Genomic DNA, 19,514 nt, shown 5'->3' on the forward strand with positions numbered 1-19,514 from the left:
GTCCAGGCCCCGCTCCCCCAGCGACGTGAAGGCCGCCACGGTGTGCTCGAACTGCGCCAGCACGAAGGTCGCGGAGCCCTGCGAGCGCGTCACCGCCAGCGGCCGGTTGTCGGCCTCCGCCAGGATGCCCCGCTCGCGCAGCGCGGCCACCGCGGCGCGGGACTGACGCTCCGCCACCGCGAAGGGCAGCCCGCCCACGAAGGACATCACCCGCACCTCGCGCAGCACGCCCCGCGCGGGCAGATCCACGCGCACGGGCGGTTCGGCCGGGGCGCCCACCTCCGCGGTGAACTCGCCCGCGCCCTCCGGGTGGAAGCCCGCGTGGGTGAGCGTCAGCTGCACGGGCAGTCCGTACGCGCGAGCCACCGGCAGCCATGCGCCGACGAGCGCGTGGAAGCTGGGCCCGCCCCTCAGGTGCGTGCCGCCGCGCAGCGTGAGCCGTCCGCCGCCCGCGAGCGCCAGCGGATACACCAGGCACTGGAAGAGCCGGGGCGTGCTGCCGGACGCGCCCGCCTCCAGCAGGTAGTCCCCCGCGCGCACCGGGCCGGGGGTGAAGCGCAGCTCCGTGGCGCCCACGACGGCGCCCTCGCTGGTGCCGCCGCAGAGCGCCTCCGCGCCGCGCACGTAGGCCAGGTGCTGGGGGCGGAGGCCCGCGGGCTCCCGGTGCTCGCGCAGCCCGGCGAGCTGGAAGGGACGGCCGGTGATGAGCGACAGGGACAACGCCAGGCGGAGGACGTGGCCGCCCCCCTCCCCCAGGCTTCCGTCGAGCAGCACCCGACCGGCGTCGGGCCGGTCGTGACCGGTCATGTCCCTCCCGTCATGGCGTGGCGTGGCGCGCGGCCCGGCAAGGGGCCTCGCGCGGGTGGCGGGCGCGCAGCCTAGCAGACCGCGCGCAACGGGACGGGTGAACTACTCGTCCAAACCCGGCAGGACGTTCACCTTCAACGCACTGGGCTGGGCCGCCGTGTGGTGCAGCCGGTGCATCGCGCGCACGAAGTCCGCCGGCTTCGCTTCGTAGATGCTGGGCACGAAGGTCTGCGGGTTGCGGTCGATGAACGGGAACCAGCTGGACTGCACCTGCACCATCACCCGGTGGCCGCGCTGGAAGGTGTGGAACACGTCGTTGATGACGAACTTCACCTTCGTCACCTCGTTGGGCGTGAAGGGCTTGGGCTGGGAATAGCTGTCGCGGAAGCGGCCGCGGAACGGCTCCCCGCGCACCAGCGTCTGCTGCGAGCCCCGGTTGCGCTCGCCGGAGTGCTCCTGCTCCTTGGTCCAGCCGGGCAGCTTCCCGGGGTTCACGTCCACCAGCTTCACCACCCAGTCCGCGTCACTGCCGGTGGTGGACACCCACAGCTCCGCCTCCAGCGGGCCCGCGAGCGTGAGGTCCTGGGTCAGCGGCTCCGTCTGGTACGTGAGCACGTCCGGCCGCCGCGAGGCGAAGCGCTGGTCCTCCGTCATGTACGTCTTGGACCAGCCGGGGCTCAGGTCCTGCGTGTACGGCACGGGCTTCGCCGGGTCGCTCACGTATTCGTCGAAGGAAGCCTGCGCCGCCTTGGGCGCCTGGAACGTCAGCGCGCCCTGCGGCTGGAAGTACAGGCGCGTCTCCTTCGTGCCCTTGGGCGGCCAGGCGTCCAGCTGGCGCCAGCGGTTGGCGCCGCCCTCGAAGACGAGCGCCTCCGGCACGGCCGCGTCCGGGCCGCCCTTCAGGTGCTGCTTGAAGAAGGCCAGCACCAGGTCCTGGTACGTGACGCTGGTGGGGAAGCCGAACTCCGCGTCCCCCAGCGACGTGCCGTCCCCGCGCATCCAGCCGCCATGCGGCCAGGGGCCCATCACCAGCGTGTTGGCGATGCCGGGGTTCTGCTTCTCGATGGCGGCGTACGTGCGCAGCGGCCCGTAGAGGTCCTCCGTGTCGTACCAGCCGCCCACCACCATCACCGCCGCCTTGATGTTCTTCAGGTGCGGCAGCAGGTTCCGTGACTGCCAGAAGGCGTCGTAGTTGGGGTGCGCGACGATGTCCTTCCAGAACGCGATGTCACCGTGGAAGTGCTTCGCCTCCGCGTTGGACACCGGGCCCAGGTCCAGGAAGAACTGGTAGGCGTCCGGGGTGCCGAAGTCGAAGGGCTTCCACTCCGTGTCGTCGGTGGGCGCGGGGCGGGGCTTGCCGAAGCCGGAGAAGAAGCTGAACGCCAGCTGCAGGTTGAGGGCGCCATGCCGGTGCATGTCGTCCCAGAACCAGTCCGCGATGGGCGCCTGCGGTGACACCGCCTTGAGCGCGGGGTGCGAGTCGATGGCGCCCGCGGACGCGTAGTAGCCCGGATAGGAGATGCCCCACATGCCCACCTTGCCGTTGTTGTGGGGCACGCGCTTCACCAGCCACTCGATGGTGTCGTACGTGTCGCTGCTCTCATCCACCTCCTTGCCGCGCTTGGCGCCGCGGTGGGGGCGGACGTTGACGAACTCGCCCTCGGACAGGTAGCGGCCGCGCACGTCCTGGTAGGCGAAGATGAAGCCGTCCTTCTCGAAGGCGGCGGTGCCCAGGCTGCGCGGATAGCGGCCGGCGCCATAGGGGCCCACCGAGTACGGCGTGCGCATGAGCAGCACGGGGTAGCGCTTCTGGGGGCTCGCGTCGTTGGGCACGTAGAACGTCGTGAAGAGCTTCACGCCGTCGCGCATGGGGATGCGCACCTCGTACTTCGTGTAGCGCGCCCGGATGGACGCGACGCGTTCAGCGTCTGGATCCGCCGGGGGCTTGGGCGGCGCGGCGGGGGCCTGCGCGAGCGCGGGACCGGCCAGGGAGAACAGCGCGAGCGCGGCCACGAGGCTACGGCGGTGGAAGGACATGCTCCCCTCCTCTTGCTTGGAAAATGCGGGGGAAATTCGAAGGAAATGCATCTTGGGCGATGCCGCCGGGGCAAGGAAGCTGGAACGCCCGCCGCATCGCGCCGCGCTCGGAGCATGCAAGGTTTGCACACGCTCCTCGCATGCGTGGGCGTGCAGCCATTGCATCCACGGCAAGGTTTGCGCACTCGCTCCAAAACAGACGCGCGTTGTCAATAAGAGCCGCGCCCTTCGTTCCTTTGGCTGAAGGGACGCGGCAGTGCGCGCCCACGAATTCGAAGGCCTGCGGGAGACGGACACATGAAGGCAAGCAACAGGACATGGACGCGGTGGTGCCTGGCGGTGGGGCTGCTGACGGCCCTCGGCGCCGAGGCGGATCCGCCTCCGGTGAACAGCGCGCAGGGAGCGCGGCTGCACGGCTCGGAGCGCTTCGAGACCGTGAACATCCCGCTGGGCTCCATCGAGCCCGGCACCGTGTCCGCGGGGCCGGCGTGCACGACGTCCGCGATGATGATGGCGGGCGGGCGGCTGGTGGGCATCCAGTCCTGCGCGGGCGCCAACCCTCCGGTGTGGTTCCTGGAAGGGGCAGACCTCGTGGGCGCGGTCTTCCGCGCGCCGTTCGAGGGGCGCTCGGTGAAGCTCACCATCGAGGAGGTCCGGTGCCACGTCGGCATCACGGGGCCCGCGGTTCCGTGTACCGCGCAGAACCTGACGAACGGCAAGGCGTTCTGGGAGTACCGCGTGACGGCGTCCACGGAGGACGCCCAGCCCCAGCCGCTGTGCCCCACGGGCAGCGGCTTCGCGCTGGCGGCGCCGCATGCGTGGTCCACCGGCGGTGAGCTGATTCCGAACCCCGAGTACTTCACCTTCGCCTGCGCGGCGAAGAACGAGGGCACCGCGACCCAGCCGTTCTTCGTGGGCGGCGGCGTCGTCGCCAAGTGCATCGACTGGGGCTATCCGCCCTGGGCGACGAGCTACCCGGCGACCGTGGCGATGGAGTACCACCAGCTGTGCACGCGCATGGCCATGGCGGACTACTGCGGCGAGGGCCGGAGCAACACGCTGGACGGGACGCCGCTGAAGTTCATGGGCGCGAAGGATGCCGTCCAGCTGGATGGCGGGGCGCTGCCGGCGACCGTGGACGGGTATTCGCTGGAGGCCGTGTGGCAGGTGAATGGCTGCGGCGACGTGCGTCCGCTGTGCCTGGGCAAGAAGCGCTGGGACACGCTGCCCCTGGAGGCCACATGCGTGAACAAGTCGCTCTTCATCGCTCCGCGCGCGACGCGGCCCTGCGAGTCGCTGAATCTGGCGTCCCTGGTCAACTCGAAGCTGCTCGTGTCCTATTCGGTCTTCATCGACCGGCCGCTGATGTTGTTCAAGGACGCGGGCAATGGCTACGTGACGACCGCTGCGGTGACGGTGAACCCGGACATCCTCGAGGGCGGCGGCAACGTGACCGGGATCTTCGTGGACCACAACGCGGACGGGCTGCCGGACGCGACGCCGTACACGGCGCAGCGCAAGGAGGGGCCCATCCTCTCCCCGAAGCTGCCCGCCGACATCCAGTCGCGCATGGGCAACCTCATCAAGCCGCTGTACCGGTGCGTGAACAGCAGCGGGCGCCACATGCTCACGGACACGTCGACGTGCGACGGCATCCCCGGCTTCTTCCTCAAGGTGATCAAGGGGGACCAGGCCATTGAAGGCTACGTCTACAGCTCCGTGGACGTCACCAGCACGGGCCAGCGCCGCCCGCTGAAGCTGTGGCGGTCCCTGACGATGCCGGGCGTCTACGCCACGTCCACGCAGGCTCCGGCCGGGTTCTGGTTCGTCAAGGACCTGGGCTACCTGCCGGCGGTGGGACAGCTGCCGGGACGTGACCTGTGAGCGCCATGGGGACTTCCGCTTCATGGGCGCGGGGACTGTTGGGGGCATTGTGCCTGGGAGGCGCGGTCGCGGGCGCGGAGCCTCCTCCGACGAACAGCGCGCAGGGCACGCAGCTGCACGGGTCCGGGCGCTTCGAATTCATCAACGTGCCGCTGCGGTCGGTGGAGGTGCCTGACGCCGACGGGGATCCCTCCTGTGGGACGCCGACGGCGTCGGTCGAGGGAGGACGGCTGCGGGTGACCCAGAGCTGCGCCGTGGAGGGATTTCCCATGCCGGTGAGGCGGGTGCTGGAGGGGCCCACGCTCAAGGATGCCGTGTTCCGCGCGCCGTTCGAGGGCCGCACGGTGAAGCTCGTCATCGCGGAGGTCCGCTGTCACGTGGACATCACGCCCCCGACGTCCGCGTGCGACGCCGCCAGCGTGAGTGCCGGCAAGGCGCGCTGGGAGTACCGCGTCCAGGCCTTCACGGATGACAAGACCGCGACGCCGCTGTGCCCCACCGGCAGCGGCTACGCGCTCGCGGTGCCGCACGCGTGGTCCACGTCCGGGGACCTGTTGGAGAACCCGAAGCACTTCACCTTCGCCTGCGCGCCGAAGAACGAGAGCACCACCGGCAAGCCGTTCTTCGTGGGAGGCGGTGTCATCGCGAAGTGCATCGACTGGGGCTATCCGCCCTGGGCCGCGGAGTACCCGGACGCCGTCGCGCGTGAGTACCACCAGTTGTGCACGCGCATGGCGGTGGCGGACTACTGCGGCGAGGGCCGCAGCAACACGCTGGATGGGACGCCGCTGGCCTTCATGGGGCCGGAGCACGCGGCCGTCCTGAGCCAGGACGGCCACCTGCCGGCGACGCTCGTTCCGGACGGCTACGCGCTGGAGGCGGTGTGGACGATGGACTCCTGTGGCCTGGCGCGGCCGTTGTGCCTGGGCAAGAAGCGCTGGGACACGCTGGTCTCGGACGCCACCTGCGTGGACCAGGCACTCAAGATTCCGGTGCCCAAGATCGGCTGTGAGGAGGTGGACTTCCACGGGACGGCGCAGCGGATGCTGGTGTCCTATTCGCTCTTCATCGACCGCGCGCTGGTGCTGTTCAAGAAGGGCACCACGGACTACGTGACGACGACCGCCGTCGAGGGCATCCCGGGTGAATCCGCGGGAGGCGCGCTCCCGGGGGCCTTCGTCCTGGCCATGCAGGGCCTGGGGAGCGCGGCGCCCACCGGCTTCGAGCCGCTGCGGGTCGAAGGGCCCATCCTGTCCCCGACGCTGCCCAACGAAGTGATGGAGCGGATGAAGCCGTTCATCAAACCGCTGTACCGCTGCGGGACATCCACCGGGCGCATGCTGCTGACGGACCGGCTGGACTGCGAACTGGCCGCGGGCTATTCGCGCAGGCCGCTCGCGGGAGATGGGGCCGTGGAGGGCTACATCTACAGCTCCGTTGATCCGGCCCGTGAAGGACAGCGGCGGCCGCTGAAGCTGTGGAGGCACCCGACGCTGAACGTCTTCGCCACGGCGACCCTCAACCCGGGCGGCTTCACGTTCGTGCGCGACCTGGGCTACCTGCCCGCGGTGGGACAGCTGCCGGGGCGCGACCTCTGATCACGGGACGGACGCGCACACGCGCATCCCGATGAAGGGGAAGCGTGTGCGCGGTTCGCCGTCGCCGTGGTTGAGGGCCCGGGCGGTGAGCGCGTCCTGGTAGAACGACCCGCCGCCGTACGCGGGGGTGCCGTTCGTGTCCGTGACCAGCCACTCCCACACGTTGCCGGACAGGTCCGCCACGCCGAAGGGGCTGTCGGACGCGGGATGCGAGCCCACCGCGTCCGGCCCGAAGGCGCGGGGCTTGCGGCCGTAGGTGGCGTCGAAGTTGGCGTCGTCCGGAGCGAGCACCGGGCCGTGCGGATAGTCGCGGCCGTCCGCGCCCCGGGCCGCGCGTTCCCATTCGCGCTCGGAGCACAGGCGCGCGTGGGGCAGCCGTCCGGTGTCATCCAGCCATGCCGTATACGCGCGGGCGTCCTCCCAGGAGATGCCGGACACGGGGAAGCGGCGCCAGTCCTGTTCGGCGCGCAGGGCGCGGTCCTGGTAGCGCAGCGGCTCCCCTTCCCTCGCCTGGTACGTGACGCCTTCGTGGTCCAGGTGGAACGTCCAGGTGCCGTCCGTGGCCGGGCGCAGCTCGATGGTGCCGAAGTAGTTGGTGCCCCGGGGCCTGCGCGCGGCGCGCTCGGAGGCGGGCAGCTCGCGCAGCCACGTGAGCCAGTCCGCGTAGGTGACTTCGTGCCGCGCGATGAGGAAGGCACCGGTGGTGAGCCGGTGCAGCGGGCGCGTGCGCACGACGGTGCGGCGGATGGTCTCGTCGTCACCGCTGCCGTAGAGGAAGCGGCCGGGGGGCACGTAGACGTAGCCGTCCGGGACGCGCTCGGGGATGGGGACCTTCGCCTGGAACGTCTCTCCGCGCGTGAGCAACACCGGATAGCGGACGGGCGGCCGGCCCGGGAGCGTGAACGTCAGCCGGTGCGAGCCGGGATCCAGCGTGAGGCCGGAGGTCATGGGCGTCTTGTCGAAGGCCCTGGGCTCGGACCAGCGCGGAGGGCCGCCGGGTTGGGACTGGAAGGACTCGACCTGGATGACGGCGCCGGGGGGATCGCTGTCCAGCTCCATCCGGACGGGAGCGGTCAGCTTCCGGCTTGTCTCGGCACGGGTGTCCAGTTCCTCCAGGTGCTGGGTCAGCGTGGTCTGGACGCCGGCTTCACGGTCGCGCTCCGCGACGAGGATCCGCTGGAGCAGGACTTCCGCGACGCGTTGATCCAGGGCGGGGTTGGTGCCCCGGCCCACGCGCGTCCGCGCGGCTTCCAGGATCGTGCTGGCGTCCTCGTAGCGGCGGGCCTGTTTCGCGCCGAGCTCCAGCGCCTGGGCCCAGGCGGCCTCCGCTTCGGCGGAGCGGTCGGTGTCGAACGCGGTGAAGGCCTCCGTGCGGAGGGCTTCGATGCGGGCGCCCAGGGTGCGGCCTTCTTTGAGAAGAGGGGCCGCGGAGGCCAGGGCCTGTTCCGCATCCATGCGCCGGGAGCGGTCGCCCCACCAGTCGCCGCCGAGAAGAATGACCACCGCGAGCCCCGGGAGCGCGAGCACGCGAGTGACGCGGAGCCAGCGTGGGCGCGGTGGCGCGATGACCGGAGGTGCGCCGCGCGAGGCGATGGACTCCAGCGCTTCACGCAAGGCGTCCGCGGATTCGAAGCGCGCGAACGGATCATGCGCGAGGCAGCGCGAGAGGATCGCGGCGAAGGCGGCGTCGACGCCGGGGACCGCGACGTCCAGCGGTTCGAAGGTCCGGGGCCTCCGCGGGGCCTCCGCGAGCGGTCCGGGCGTGGGGCCTCCGCACAGCTCGTAGAGGAGCACGCCCAGGGAGAAGAGATCGCTGCGGACCGTGGCGGGTTCACCCCGCCAGACCTCGGGCGCCATGTAGAGCGGTGTCCCGATGCGGCCCGTGGACAGCAGGTCGGCGGGACCGATGAGCCGCTCTGGCGGAAGCGGCGTCGACGTCGCGGTCCGCTGCGCGAGGCCCACGGAACGCATGGAGCTGTCAGCGCCGGAGCGGTCCGTGCTCACGGTCCCTTGCGATGCACCCGCGATCGCGAGGTCCGCCGCGCGTGGCTCGTTCGCGGGATGATCCGTGTCCGGGCGGCCCGTGGGCGAAGGGAGCCGCCACGCCGCATCGCCGTGCGGACAGTGCGCGGCCTCCAGCCTCGGCACGTCGACGGTCGCGGTCCTCCGGGCATCCTCCACGGCCGGCACATCCACGGTCGCGGCGCCCTCTCCAGGCACGGCTCCTGGTCCCTCTGGAAGCCGCGCGGGCCCGACGGGTGCCATCGCCACGTCCAGCAGCTTCGCCACCCCGAAGTCGAGCAGCTTCACCTGCCCGTCCTCCGTCAGCAGCGCGTTCGCGGGCTTGAGGTCTCGGTGCAGCACGCCCTGCCGGTGCGCCGCCGCCAGCCCCTTCGCCAGTCCGATGCCAATCTCCAGCACCCGCGTCCACGGCACCGGCCGGGCCAGCCGGTCCAGGCTGTCCCCTCTCAAGAACTCCGAGACGAGATAGGGCCGGTCCTTCACCTCGCCCACGCGGTGGATGCCCACCACGTTCGGATGCTGCACCCGCGCAATGGCACGCGCCTCCGTGCGGAAGCGCTCGCGCTGCACTTCATCCGGCGCGACGCCCGCGATGAACTTCACCGCCACCAGCCGGTCCAGCACCGTGTCGTGCGCGAGGTACACCTCCCCCATCGCGCCCCGCCCCAGCGGCTGCAACAGGCGGTACTCCCCGAACGTCGCGGGCGGTTGCCAGACTGGAAGCGGCTCGCTCCTCATTCACCCGCCGCGCCCCGGCCTCGCGAGGGCGCGATGCGGTGCTGCTTCAGCTTGAACGCGAACGTGCGCAGCGGCATCCCGATGAGCTGCGCCGCCCGCGTCTGCACCCCGCCCGTCGCCTCCAGCGCCTCCACCATCCGCTGCCGCTCCAGCGTCCGCAGCTCCTCCGCCAGGTTCTGGAAGGTCCTCGGCGCCTCCGTGCCGCCCCCCTCCGCGCGCACGGCTTCCGGCTCGGGGGGAGAGCCGGCCCGCAGCGACTCTGGCAGGTGAGACGGCTCCACCACCGGTCCCGGTGACGTGGCCACCGCGTACTCCACCGTGTTCTTCAGCTCGCGCACGTTGCCCGGCCACGCGTGCGCACCCAGCACCTCCATGGTCGCGGCGGACAGGTGCAGCGGCGGACGCCCTGCCCTCGCGCACGCATCCTCCAGGAACGCCCGCGCCAGCAGCGGCAGCTCCCGGGGCCTGTCTCGCAGCGGCGGTAACATCACCACCGCCGCGGACAGGCGGAAGAACAGGTCCTGCCGGAACCGCCCGGCCTTCACTTCATCCGCCAGCACCCGGTGCGTGGCCGCCACCACGCGCAGGTCCACGGGCCGCTCGCGGGAATCTCCCAGCCGGGTGATGACCTGCTGATCCAACGCGCGCAGCAGCTTGGCCTGGATGGGCAGCGACAGCTCCGCCACCTCGTCCAGGAACAGCGTGCCGCCACTGGCCCGCTCCAGCAGTCCCGCCCGCGCGCGGTCCGCGCCGGAGAACGCGCCCCGCTCGTGGCCGAACAGCTCCCCTTCCACCAGGCTCTCCGGCAGCGCCGCGCAGTTGAGCGGCACGAACGGTTGCGCCGAGCGCGGCGACCAGTGATGCACCGCCCACGCCGCGTTCTCCTTCCCCGCCCCCGTCTCGCCATGGATGAGCACTGGCAGCGGGCTCGCCGCCAGCCGGCGCAGCAGCTCGAACAGCCGCATCAGCGCCGCGTCCGCCACCACCACGGACCGCTCGCCCAGCGCCAGCCGGTACATGGACGGGCCGCTGACCCGCGTCTCTCCCGGTGCCGCCGCCAGCGCCGCCGCCTTCGCCGCGCCCAGGAGCGCGTCCCCCTGCATCCCGTCCCCTGGCGCTGTCGCCAGCCCCGCCCGCACGCGCCCGGCCAGCGGCGTGAGCACCGACACCAGGTGCGCCGCCGCCGCTTCCGCCTCCTCGCCGGACAGGTCCGGCAAGAGCACCATCAGCGTGCCGCCCACCTGCCCCACCCCGTCCATCAACCGCAGCGCGCCGTGCAGCGCCCGCACCACTTCCACCTGCGGCACCCGCGCGGACTCCACCTCCAGCGCGACCACGCTCACCGCCAGGCCCGAGCTGTGCACCCGGTCCAGCTCCTCGGAGAGCCGCGCGCGCAGCCCCTCGGCCTCCAGCGCCCGCCGCTCCGGCAGGGGCCGCTCGCCCCGGTGGAACACCAGCGTCACGTTGCCCAGCGTCACCACGTCGCCGCCGTCCAGGGGCCGGGTGCCCTGTACCCGCTCGCCGTTGACCCGCACGCCGTTGTGGCTGCCCAGGTCCGCGATGAACGCCTCGCCCTCCGCCACGCCCACCTTCGCGTGCTGGCGGCTCACCGACGCGTCCTCCACCACCACGTCCGCCCCCACCGCGCGGCCAATCACCACCGACCCCTCCCGGGGCAGCGGCACCAGCGTGGAGGTGTTCCCTTGCAGGAGCAGCAGGTACAGCCGGTCCGCCGCGGCGGCGCGGGAGGCCCCCCTGCGGGAGTCCTCGGTGTCCATCAGGTCGCGTGACTGCATTCCCTGAAAGAATGCCCAGGCCCTTGAATTCCGGGCAACCCGTCAGTCCCGATTGATTTGCGGGTCAGGCCATACGCGGTCCATGCTCCCACACCGGAGGAGAGGGACTTTCATGGCCAAGATGCTGAAAGAAGGGGACGCGGTTCCGGATGTCACACTGCAGGGGCCGGGCGGCGCGCCGGTGCGCCTGCGTGACCTGCTGGGCGACAAGGCGCTGGTCATCTACTTCTACCCTCGGGACGACTCCCCGGGATGTACGGTCCAGGCCTGCACCCTGAGGGACCAGTACCAGGACTTCACGGACGCGGGCGCGGACGTGGTGGGCATCAGCAGCGACTCCGCGGAGTCCCACGAGAAGTTCATCGCCAAGCACCGCCTCCCCTTCCGCCTCCTCAGCGACCCGGATGGCGCGGCGCGCAAGGCCTTCGGGGTGGGCACCAACTTCCTGGGGCTCCTGCCCGGGCGGGTGACGTTCGTCACGGACAAGGGCGGCACCATCCGCTACGCGTTCGACTCGCAGGTGCAGGTGAAGAAGCACGCCGAGGTCGCGCTGGATGTTGTCCGGTCGCTCACGGGCCAGGGAGCCGCTCCCACCCGTCCTGCCTGACAGACGCGTTTGCCCCGCGTTTCCCGGTAGACTGATTCACGACGTCCGGGCGGAGGGAGCCAGGACGTCGCACCCCCGTCGCGAGCAACATCGGGACACATCGGGTGGGCCGGAGGTCATGCCATGCGGTTTCACTGGTTGCTGGGACTGTCGTTGTGCGTCGGTGGCTGCGCGAGCCTGACGAAGGACCTCCATGCCGAGGACCTGGGGGATGAGGAGATCCCCACGGAGGAGACGGTGTACCTCGTGCCGCTGGACGAGGCCCTCTTCACCATGCGGCGCGTCTTCGAGTCGCAGCGCTACGACGTCTTCGAGCGCGCGGAGCAGCACGAGCTCTACACGTCCGCGCACGAGCCCGGGATGAACCGTCCGGGCAACCGCACCTTCGAGCGCTACTTCGTGAAGGGCGCGGCGGTGGGCCCGCGGCAGTCCGTCATCCGCGTCTTCCGCCTGCGCTACCGCGAGCAGGACACGGTCATCGAGGTGAAGCCCAAGTGGCTCAACGAGCGCATCGAGGAGGAGGAGAAGTACCTCGCCCGCAAGACGTTCGAGCGCTTCACCTTCGACGGCGTGCCGGACATGGAGGGCTTCAAGATGGTGCGCGGCACGCGCGACCTGCCCCTGGAGCGCAAGCTGCTGGCGCGGCTGGAGATGGTGCCGTCGCTGGAGCTGGTGGGTGGCAGGACGACGGCGCCCGTGCGCTCCGTGCAGGTGGAGGGCTGGGGGGACGACACGACCCAGACGCCGTCCGTGACGTGCGGTGAGCCGCTGCAGGGCGTGGAGCCGCTGCTCACGGCCGGAGGCACGGTGCTGGTGGGTGACCCGCTGGGCACGCGCGAGCTGCCGGAGGTCGCCACGCGGATGCTCTGCGACGCGGTGGAGAAGAAGCTGCCGGTGGCGCTGGCGCTGAGCATGCCGTCGGAGGACCAGGGCGCGCTGGACGACTACCTGGCCAGCGGGGGCCACGGCCCGGACCTGGAGCGGCTGCTGGTGGTCAGCTCCTTCTGGCGCCGCGTGTACCAGGACGGCCGCAGCAGTGGCGCGCTCTTGCGTCTCATCGAACAGGCCCGCCGGATGCGCGCGCAGGGGCACGCCGTCACGGTGCTGGCGTTCGATTCGAACAACGCCTCCGGCAACGCGCGTGAGGAGGAGATGGCGAAGAACCTCATCGCGTACCGCCAGGCGAATCCGGACACGTGGATGCTGGCGCTCGCGGGCGACGTGCACGTGCGCACGAAGCCGGTGAGCTGGAACAAGGACTTCGAGCCGCTGGGCTCACGGTTGACGAAGGCCCTGCCCGCTTCGCCGGTGAAGGCGCTGGAGGTGGGCTTCGCGCGAGGGTCGCAGTTCTCCTGCCGGTTCAACGTCTGGGAGCAGGTGGACTGCAACGTGTTCGCGCTCAGCCCGGTCCCGGAGCTGCGTCAGGAACCGGGCACGCCGCGCAAGGTGGCGATGTTCGACGTGCCCAGCGACAAGGGCTTCCACGGCCGGCTCTGGGTGGGAACGCTCAACGCCTCACCGCCGGTCATCCAGCGCGCCGCGCCCCCCGTGGCCCAGCAGCAGCAGGGCGCAACGAAGCCGGCGGACGCGGAGCACTGATCACTCGTCGCTGGCAGGCAACCCTTCGAAGGCTTCCCATCCGCCGGGAGGCACCGGAATCCCCAGCGCGTCCAGGCACTCACGGGCCTGGGCGTTCCAATTGGAGTCCATGAGATTGCCAAGGGGCGCGGCTGCCAGGAACTCCGCGAGCGTTTGCACCTTGGGGGCTGCTGAGCGGAAGCGGTCCGCGTCCGGGCTCCCCCACGCCTTCGCACAGTAAGCCGCGAGTGCGGCCATGCGAGACTGGAGCACGGCGTGCAGTTCCTCGGCCGGAGCTTGGGTGCACCACCGCTCGTAGAGACGAGGCGCTGCCAACACGGTCAGGAGGTTGAGCGCCTCGACCACGAGGCCTGCCTCCTGTTCCAACGAATCGTCAGCCACAGAAGGGTCCCAGGCGCGCGTTGAAGGGCGCCGTGCTGAACAGCAAGGAACCCAGCATTCCGAGTCCCAGGAGCAGACCCGTCAGCCTCTTTCGCGCATGTCGCGGCACGCGGCTCTCCTTCCCTCCAGCAAACATCCGGGGCGTGGATTGTTCTCTTCACGGCCAGCGAACGCAATTCCCTCACCCGGAGTGCTAGACTCAGGCGTCCGGGGATGGCGCTTGCCTTGGGCCGCCCCCGTCCACGAAAGGGGGCAGGACCATGCGGTGGCACTGGACGCTGGGACTTCTGTGCTTGTCGGGGTGCGCGAGCCTCTCTCGCGGGCTGGATGCGGATCCGCTGGACACGGAGCCCATCCCCACCGTGGAGCGCGTCTACCTGGTGCCGCTGGACGAGGCGATGTTCGTCGCCCGCCGCCTGCTCGAAGAGCAGCGCCTGGACATCTTCGAGAACAACACCACGCACGAGCTGTACTCCCAGTCCTGGGAGATCGGCGTGAACGTGATCGGCAACCGCACCTTCGAACGCTACCTGGTGCGCCCCGAGGCGGTAGGCCCGCGCCAGTCCATCGTGCGCATCTTCCGGCTCCAGTACCGCGAGGCGGACGACGCGGTCATGTCGCAGGTGCCCGAGCCGGGCAGCCAGAAGAAGAACGACCACGCGTACATCCACTTCCGCGAGGTGTTCGCCCACGAGACCTTCGAGGGCATCCCTCAAATGGAGGGCTTCAAGCTGCGCCGCGGCTTCCGCGACCTGCCCCAGGAACGCAAGCTGCTCATGCGCCTGGAGATGGTGCCGTCGCTGGAGCTCGTGGGCGGCAAGGCGTCCGTCCCCGTGCGCGACGTGAAGGTCGCGGGCTGGACGCCGGAGACTTCGGATGCGGCGCCCCGCTGCGGTGACCCCGTGGAGGGCGTGGACCCGCTGCTCACCGCCGGAGGCACGGTGCTGGTCGCGGACCCCCTGGGCACGCGTGAGCTGCCGGACGCCGCCGCGCGGATGCTCTGCGACGCCACCGCGAAGAAGCTGCCGGTGGCGCTCGCCCTGTCCGTGCCGTCGGTGGATCAGGCCGCGATGGACGAGTACCTGACCAGCGCCGGCAAGGACGCGGACCTGGAGCGGCTCTTGGTGCTGAGCGCCTTCTTCCGCCGCGTGGACCAGGATGGCCGCAGCAGCGCGGGCGTCATCCACCTGCTGGAGGCCGCGCGCCGCCTGCGGGCCCAGGGCCACTCCGTGTCCGTGGTGGCGTTCGACTCCAAGGAGGCGGCGGGCAACGCGCGCGAGGCGGAGATGGCCGCGAACCTCATCGCCTTCCGGCAGGAGCACCCGGACGCGTGGATGCTGGTGCTCGCGGGCGACGTGCACGTGCGCACCGGCGGCGTGAACTGGGATTCGAAGTTCGAACCCATGGGCCACCGGCTGGCGGCCGCCCTGCCCGCTTCGCAAGTGAAGGCGCTGGACGTGGGCTTCGCGCGAGGCGCCCACTACGCCTGCCGCTTCAACGTCTGGCAGCAGGTGGACTGCGACGTGCACGGCATCAACCCGGCGGCGGACGCGCGCCAGGAGCCGGACTCGCCGCGCAAGGTGGCCCTCTTCGACGCGCCGGGGGAGACGGGCTTCCACGGCCGGCTCTACCTGGGCACGCTGAGCCCGTCCCTGCCCGTCCTCCAGCGCGCCTCGAAGCCCGTGGCCCAGCAGCAGGGTGCCACGAAGCCCGCGGACGCCGCGCACTGACCGGAACAGCGCGGGCCCCGGAACACTCCGGAGCCCGCGCTCGGGACGGCAACGCCTACGGGACCTTCGAATTGAGGTTCACGCCGCTCACGACGAGGGCGTAGTCCGCGTCCACCGCCGTCGTCTCCGTGCGAGCGTCCTGGACCAGCTCATCCGCCAGGACCTCCACCTTCCACGTGCCCGCGGCGGGGTTCGCGAGGAAGACGTTCTCCACGGTGTCGACCTTGTTGGACACGCCGCCGGACGTGGACACGTTGCCCGCCGTCAGGCCGTTGTTGCCCCAGTACACGGTGCCGTTGGGCGCCGTCACGCGCAGGGACAAATCATTGATGCGCGCCCGGGCCGCACCCACGGTGCCCATGGGGTCCGTGTAGACCATCGTGACGTTGAGCTCCGGCTCGCCGCTGGTCACGGCGAAGGTGTACGTCTTGGTGGCGAGCGGCGTGAGGACGTCCGTCTCGTTGACGACGAACGTCTTCGGGGCGCGGTCATACAGGCGCTTCACGTCGGACGTGCCCCAGCCCTGCTTGTTGCGGTCGATGTCCGCGTTGGCGCCGCCGGCGAGCCAGTTGTACTTCGACGCGCCGTTGATCATCAGCGCCTTGGCGGTGGCCATCTGCGGGCGGCTGGTGAAGACGTCCGCCTTCTTGCCGTGGCCCACCCACACGCCCTCGTGCCACATCTGGTGCAGGAGGCCGAAGAAGCCGGCCGTCTGGGGCGTGGCGGAGCTGGTGCCGCTGAACTCCGTGTAGCTGCTGTCCGTGGAGCCGGACGCGCCCCGGACGTTGTCGTAATAGAAGGCCAGGTCCGGCTTGATGCGGCCGTCCGCCGCCGGGCCGATGCTCGCGCCCGAGGACCAGCGGTCATCCGTGCGGGCCTGCGTGTTGTAGTGCCGGATGCCGCCCACGGAGACGATGTTCTTCGCCCACGCCTGCGGCCGGGAGTTGCGCGTGCCGCTGTTGCTCTGCGACTGCGTGCTCAACAGCGGCGCCTTGAACAGGTAGTCGTCCACCTCCGCGGAGATGGTCGTGTACGCCGTCCCCAACGTGCTGCCCACGCTGGAGGTCTGGAACACCGCGCGGTACGGGCCGTTCGGGTTGAGCAGCTCCTGGTTCATCGCGAGGCGGGACTTGGTGCCGCCGAACTGCGTGGACTCCGAGTAGAGGAAGAAGATGCCCTGCCCGCTCGGCAGCACGCCCTTGGCCAGCGGATCCACGCCACTGGCGAAGTTGTGGCTGTAGCAGCTCGTCCCGTGCAGCGAACCGGAGGACGTGCCGGTGCTGTGGATGATGGGCGCGGTGGGCCACTCGCGGTGGGTGGTGCGCAGCTCGGTGTCGAAGATTTCACCGCGCACGCCCTGCCCGGTCCAGCCCTTGAGCCCCCCGATGTAGTTGGCGCCGCCCGTCTCGCGCACGATGTCCATGTCCACCTCGCCGGGGCCACCCCAGCGGTCGATGAACTGCACCTCGTTGGCGCGCGCCAGCTGGGCCAGCTGCGCCTGATCCAGCGTGGCCTCCACGCGCAGGCCGGCCGGCTCCACCAGGTCCACCTTGCCGCCCAGGCGCTCCACCAGCGCCGTCACGCGGGCCTGCCGGGCCGCGCCGGGCTCCCCCAGCATGATGGAGTAGCGCTGGGGCGCGAGCGCCGCCGCGCGTCCGAGCAGCGCGTCCCGCAGCACCGGCTCCACGCGCCACTCCGGGTGGTAGTCCCCCACCCAGCGCACGGCCGGAAGCTGGGCCACGCGCGCGCGGACCTCCGAGGGCATCTCCACCAGGTACGTGTGGTCCGACAGGAAGCGCAGCACCTTGCCGCCCGCGTTCTCAATCGTCTCCCGGTACTCCGGCAGCGGCGTGGCGTGGAACTGCACCAGCGACAGCGTGTTGTCCCGGTCCGCCACCAGCGCGTTGCCCAGCAGCGGCGCGGTGCGCGCCAGCGGGTCGAAGGACGCCTCCGCCAGCCGGATGAGGTACTCCTCCTGCTGCACGCGGCCCATCAGCTCCGTGCCGCCGCGCGTGTACGCGGAGAAGGCCCGCTCCGTGCCGTCCGCCTGCCGCTCACGCCAGACGTGCAGCTGCACGCCCGTGTCCCGCACCACGTCCAGCGTGCGCAGGCCGCTGACCGGCCGCGCCGTCTGGTGGAACACCCGGCCCGAGGCCGTCGCCAGGGTGGTGCCCCCCGCCTGGAGCGCCGTCGCCACCGCCGCGCCCGGCGCCGCCGGGGCCCGCGTCGCGGCTGAAGGAGTGCGCTCCACCGCCAACGCTCCGGCCGGAACCGCCAGGGTGCAGCCCAGCACCAGCGCCGTCACCGGCCGCCAGCCACCGCGAGACGTCGAGAACCGCTTCCGCATGTTCTGCATTTCGGGCACTCCCTTCAAAGTGAGCAAAACCTGTAATACGCATTACTGCCGGATTTCAAGTCCTTGCCACTCAGTTGCAATAGGGCGTGCTTTTTGCGCCGTGGGCGTCCTTTCCGGGTGCGCTCAGGTGGTTTGTGCTGCGTGGAAGTCGCCGGAATCTCTCAGGTTTCAGGAGTGTGAGTCCTACACCCTGAGTGGAAACAAACCGTCGGACAGGCCGATAACCTCATTACACATGACCTCCATCACGAATCGTCCCGTCTCCTCCACGGTTCCGCGTCAGCCCACCGCGCCGGTGGAGCCGCAGGCTCCCGTCGCGGCCCCGCAGCAGGCGCCCGAGGCTCAGCCCACGTCCCAGGTCCGCGCCGAGCGCGAGCGCGACTCCTTCACCCCCGCCCCTTCGCCGCTGGCGTCGCTCCAGCCCACGGGCCGCATGCGCGTCAGCACGCAGGGTGACAACTTCGTGCTGGAGGGCAACGCGGGCCTCGGCGGCCGTGCCGGCACGCCCACGGGCGGCGTGCCCACGCGCGCGGGCACCCTGTCGGCGGGCGGCTCCGCCTCCGTGGGCGGCAGCCTGCGTGTGGAGGTGCCGCGCCAGGGCGCCACGGACGCCATCCGCAACGGGGAGATGCCCAACCCGGCCAACCCGGAGTCCTGGCCGGTGGGCACGCGCGCCACGGCGCAGGTGCAGGGCCAGGCGGCCGGCAACGTGGGGCTGCGCGCGGGCCCGGGTCGGCTGGGCCAGGCGCTGGGGCTGAGCACGTCCCTGGAAGGCCAGCACACGCAGCGCTACGAGGTGCAGCGCGTGTCGCCGGAGACGGTGCGCGCCACCGTCACCAGCCAGGACCGGCAGCAGGACGCCACCAGCGCCCGGGGCTTCGGGGCCCGGCAGGACCAGCGGCTGGAGCGCAGCCAGTCGGCGGACTTCAACATCACCACGCCCGAGGGCCGCGGGGCGTACCAGGACTTCCTGCGCACCGGCCAGTTGCCCCGGCAGGACGGCCCGGGCGTGACCAACGCGCGCTCCTCGGACAGCCTGGACCAGAACCGCCGGCTCACGGTGGCGGACCGGACGGTGGCCGCCGCGGGCAACGACACCCGCATCACCCAGGACTCGAACGGCTACCGCGTGCAGCAGGGCGAGCGCAACGTGGACGGCACCCGCGTGAACCGCGACGTGCGGGTGGGCAACGACAACACCGGCGGTCAGGGCGAGACGCGCATCAACGACTCCGTGCGCGCCACCACCACCGCGCGCCCGGGCCAGACGCCGGAGACGACCTACTCGTTGACCTTCAGTGATCCGGCCGCCGCGCAGGTGGCCCGCGCGGCCTTCACCGGCAACGACGACGCGGGCAGCGCCCCGTTCTCGGTGAACCTCACCGAGCAGCAGGCTCGCCAGATGGTGGAGCGCACCCTGGGGCCGGACATGGCCGGCGGCCAGCGCCCCATGGAGCAGGCCCTGCGCGTGCTGTCCGGGGGCGGCCAGACGCAGTTCGCCACGGGCCTCTACAACGCGACGTTGGATCAGCAGAACCCCACGGGCGCGCGCCGCCCGCTGCAGGGCACCGAGGGCGCGCCGCCGTCCCCGGCCGCCACGCCCGCGTTCGCGCCGGCGCCCAGCCTGGAGTAGTCCCGCCGTCCCCGTCCCGGACCGGGGGCGCTCGACGTCTCGCCCCAGCTCCCCGGCCCGCGCGCCCGTCCCCGGGTTCGCGGGCCGTTTCGCGCGAGGGGCGCGAGGGGTGCCTCGCGTGGTAGGACTCCCGGCCCGCCATGCACGACCTCGACGCGCGCGTCGGCACGCACGACCTCGTCCTCCTCACGCTGGACACCCTGCGCTACGACGTGGCCCGTGAGGCGCTGGAGGCAGGCCGCACCCCCACCCTGGCCGCGCTGTTGCCCGGCGGCCGGTGGGAGGAGCGGCACAGCCCGGCGAGCTTCACCTACGCCGCGCACCAG

Annotated in this window: 12 protein-coding genes and 1 pseudogene; 7 read left to right on the forward strand and 6 right to left on the reverse strand. The window is 71.3% G+C overall.

What is annotated here, in order from left to right:
• Both D7W81_RS28390 and D7W81_RS28395 read right to left on the reverse strand, forming a co-directional pair.
• Nucleotides 1–807 (reverse strand): RNA 3'-terminal phosphate cyclase (locus tag D7W81_RS28390; RefSeq protein ID WP_120558528.1); only part of this gene is annotated, 807 nt, incomplete at its 3' end.
• Nucleotides 808–909: 102 nt separating this feature from the next.
• The gene (locus D7W81_RS28395) at nt 910–2,844 is read right to left on the reverse strand and encodes a CocE/NonD family hydrolase (RefSeq protein WP_120558529.1); all 1,935 of its coding nucleotides are present in this window, start codon (nt 2,842–2,844) and stop codon (nt 910–912) included.
• A 297-nt stretch (nt 2,845–3,141) separates the two neighbouring features.
• Here D7W81_RS28395 and D7W81_RS28400 point away from each other — a divergent pair, with 297 nt between their 5' ends.
• Nucleotides 3,142–4,728: an ADYC domain-containing protein gene (locus D7W81_RS28400; protein WP_147445646.1), complete on the forward strand. Its 1,587-nt coding sequence runs from the start codon at nt 3,142–3,144 to the stop codon at nt 4,726–4,728.
• Between the two features lie 38 nt (nt 4,729–4,766).
• Nucleotides 4,767–6,326 (forward strand): ADYC domain-containing protein, encoded by a 1,560-nt coding sequence (locus D7W81_RS28405; RefSeq protein WP_147445647.1) that lies wholly within the window; start codon nt 4,767–4,769, stop codon nt 6,324–6,326.
• Here the strand turns inward: D7W81_RS28405 and D7W81_RS28410 are convergent, their stop codons facing one another.
• On the reverse strand, nt 6,327–9,086 hold the full coding sequence (locus D7W81_RS28410; protein WP_120558532.1) for a bifunctional serine/threonine-protein kinase/formylglycine-generating enzyme family protein: 2,760 nt from the start codon (nt 9,084–9,086) through the stop codon (nt 6,327–6,329). It abuts the gene before it with no gap.
• Nucleotides 9,083–10,882: a sigma 54-interacting transcriptional regulator gene (locus D7W81_RS28415; protein ID WP_244227485.1), complete on the reverse strand. Its 1,800-nt coding sequence runs from the start codon at nt 10,880–10,882 to the stop codon at nt 9,083–9,085. The genes D7W81_RS28410 and D7W81_RS28415 overlap by 4 nt, the downstream gene beginning before the upstream one ends.
• A gap of 112 nt (nt 10,883–10,994) precedes the next feature.
• Here D7W81_RS28415 and D7W81_RS28420 point away from each other — a divergent pair, with 112 nt between their 5' ends.
• Both D7W81_RS28420 and D7W81_RS28425 read left to right on the forward strand, forming a co-directional pair.
• Complete coding sequence (locus D7W81_RS28420) at nt 10,995–11,489, forward strand: peroxiredoxin (protein ID WP_120558533.1); 495 nt, start codon at nt 10,995–10,997, stop codon at nt 11,487–11,489.
• 123 nt (nt 11,490–11,612) lie between these two features.
• Nucleotides 11,613–13,088 carry a TraB/GumN family protein gene (locus D7W81_RS28425; protein ID WP_120558534.1) on the forward strand — a complete coding sequence of 492 codons (1,476 nt, stop codon included), beginning with the start codon at nt 11,613–11,615 and terminating at the stop codon, nt 13,086–13,088.
• Here D7W81_RS28425 and D7W81_RS28430 read toward each other — a convergent pair whose 3' ends face one another.
• The gene (locus tag D7W81_RS28430) at nt 13,089–13,433 is read right to left on the reverse strand and encodes a hypothetical protein (RefSeq protein ID WP_147445648.1); all 345 of its coding nucleotides are present in this window, start codon (nt 13,431–13,433) and stop codon (nt 13,089–13,091) included.
• Between the two features lie 296 nt (nt 13,434–13,729).
• On the opposite strand from D7W81_RS28430, the gene D7W81_RS28435 reads away from it, so the two are divergent.
• A complete protein-coding gene (locus tag D7W81_RS28435) occupies nt 13,730–15,199 on the forward strand; it encodes a TraB/GumN family protein (RefSeq protein ID WP_120558536.1) in 1,470 nt (489 codons plus the stop codon).
• A 55-nt stretch (nt 15,200–15,254) separates the two neighbouring features.
• Here the strand turns inward: D7W81_RS28435 and D7W81_RS28440 are convergent, their stop codons facing one another.
• The gene (locus tag D7W81_RS28440; protein WP_120558537.1) at nt 15,255–17,555 is read right to left on the reverse strand and encodes a DUF8729 domain-containing protein; all 2,301 of its coding nucleotides are present in this window, start codon (nt 17,553–17,555) and stop codon (nt 15,255–15,257) included.
• A gap of 235 nt (nt 17,556–17,790) precedes the next feature.
• On the opposite strand from D7W81_RS28440, the gene D7W81_RS28445 reads away from it, so the two are divergent.
• Together D7W81_RS28445 and D7W81_RS28450 are read left to right on the forward strand one after the other, a co-directional pair.
• The gene (locus D7W81_RS28445; protein ID WP_120558538.1) at nt 17,791–19,188 is read left to right on the forward strand and encodes a hypothetical protein; all 1,398 of its coding nucleotides are present in this window, start codon (nt 17,791–17,793) and stop codon (nt 19,186–19,188) included.
• A 140-nt stretch (nt 19,189–19,328) separates the two neighbouring features.
• Nucleotides 19,329–19,514 (forward strand): annotated as a pseudogene (locus D7W81_RS28450) (STM4013/SEN3800 family hydrolase); the annotation flags it as partial.

This window comes from Corallococcus aberystwythensis, assembly GCF_003612165.1.
Classification (GTDB): domain Bacteria; phylum Myxococcota; class Myxococcia; order Myxococcales; family Myxococcaceae; genus Corallococcus; species Corallococcus aberystwythensis.

Bases quoted from the DNA above. Each gene is read 5' to 3' on its own strand.
- D7W81_RS28395 (WP_120558529.1), bottom strand. From the start codon at position 2,844: ATGTCCTTCCACCGCCGTAGCCTCGTGGCCGCGCTCGCGCTGTTCTCC.
- D7W81_RS28400 (WP_147445646.1), top strand. From the start codon at position 3,142: ATGAAGGCAAGCAACAGGACATGGACGCGGTGGTGCCTGGCGGTGGGG.
- D7W81_RS28410 (WP_120558532.1), bottom strand. From the start codon at position 9,086: ATGAGGAGCGAGCCGCTTCCAGTCTGGCAACCGCCCGCGACGTTCGGG.
- D7W81_RS28415 (WP_244227485.1), bottom strand. From the start codon at position 10,882: ATGCAGTCACGCGACCTGATGGACACCGAGGACTCCCGCAGGGGGGCC.
- D7W81_RS28420 (WP_120558533.1), top strand. From the start codon at position 10,995: ATGGCCAAGATGCTGAAAGAAGGGGACGCGGTTCCGGATGTCACACTG.
- D7W81_RS28425 (WP_120558534.1), top strand. From the start codon at position 11,613: ATGCGGTTTCACTGGTTGCTGGGACTGTCGTTGTGCGTCGGTGGCTGC.
- D7W81_RS28435 (WP_120558536.1), top strand. From the start codon at position 13,730: ATGCGGTGGCACTGGACGCTGGGACTTCTGTGCTTGTCGGGGTGCGCG.
- D7W81_RS28440 (WP_120558537.1), bottom strand. From the start codon at position 17,555: ATGCAGAACATGCGGAAGCGGTTCTCGACGTCTCGCGGTGGCTGGCGG.
- D7W81_RS28445 (WP_120558538.1), top strand. From the start codon at position 17,791: ATGACCTCCATCACGAATCGTCCCGTCTCCTCCACGGTTCCGCGTCAG.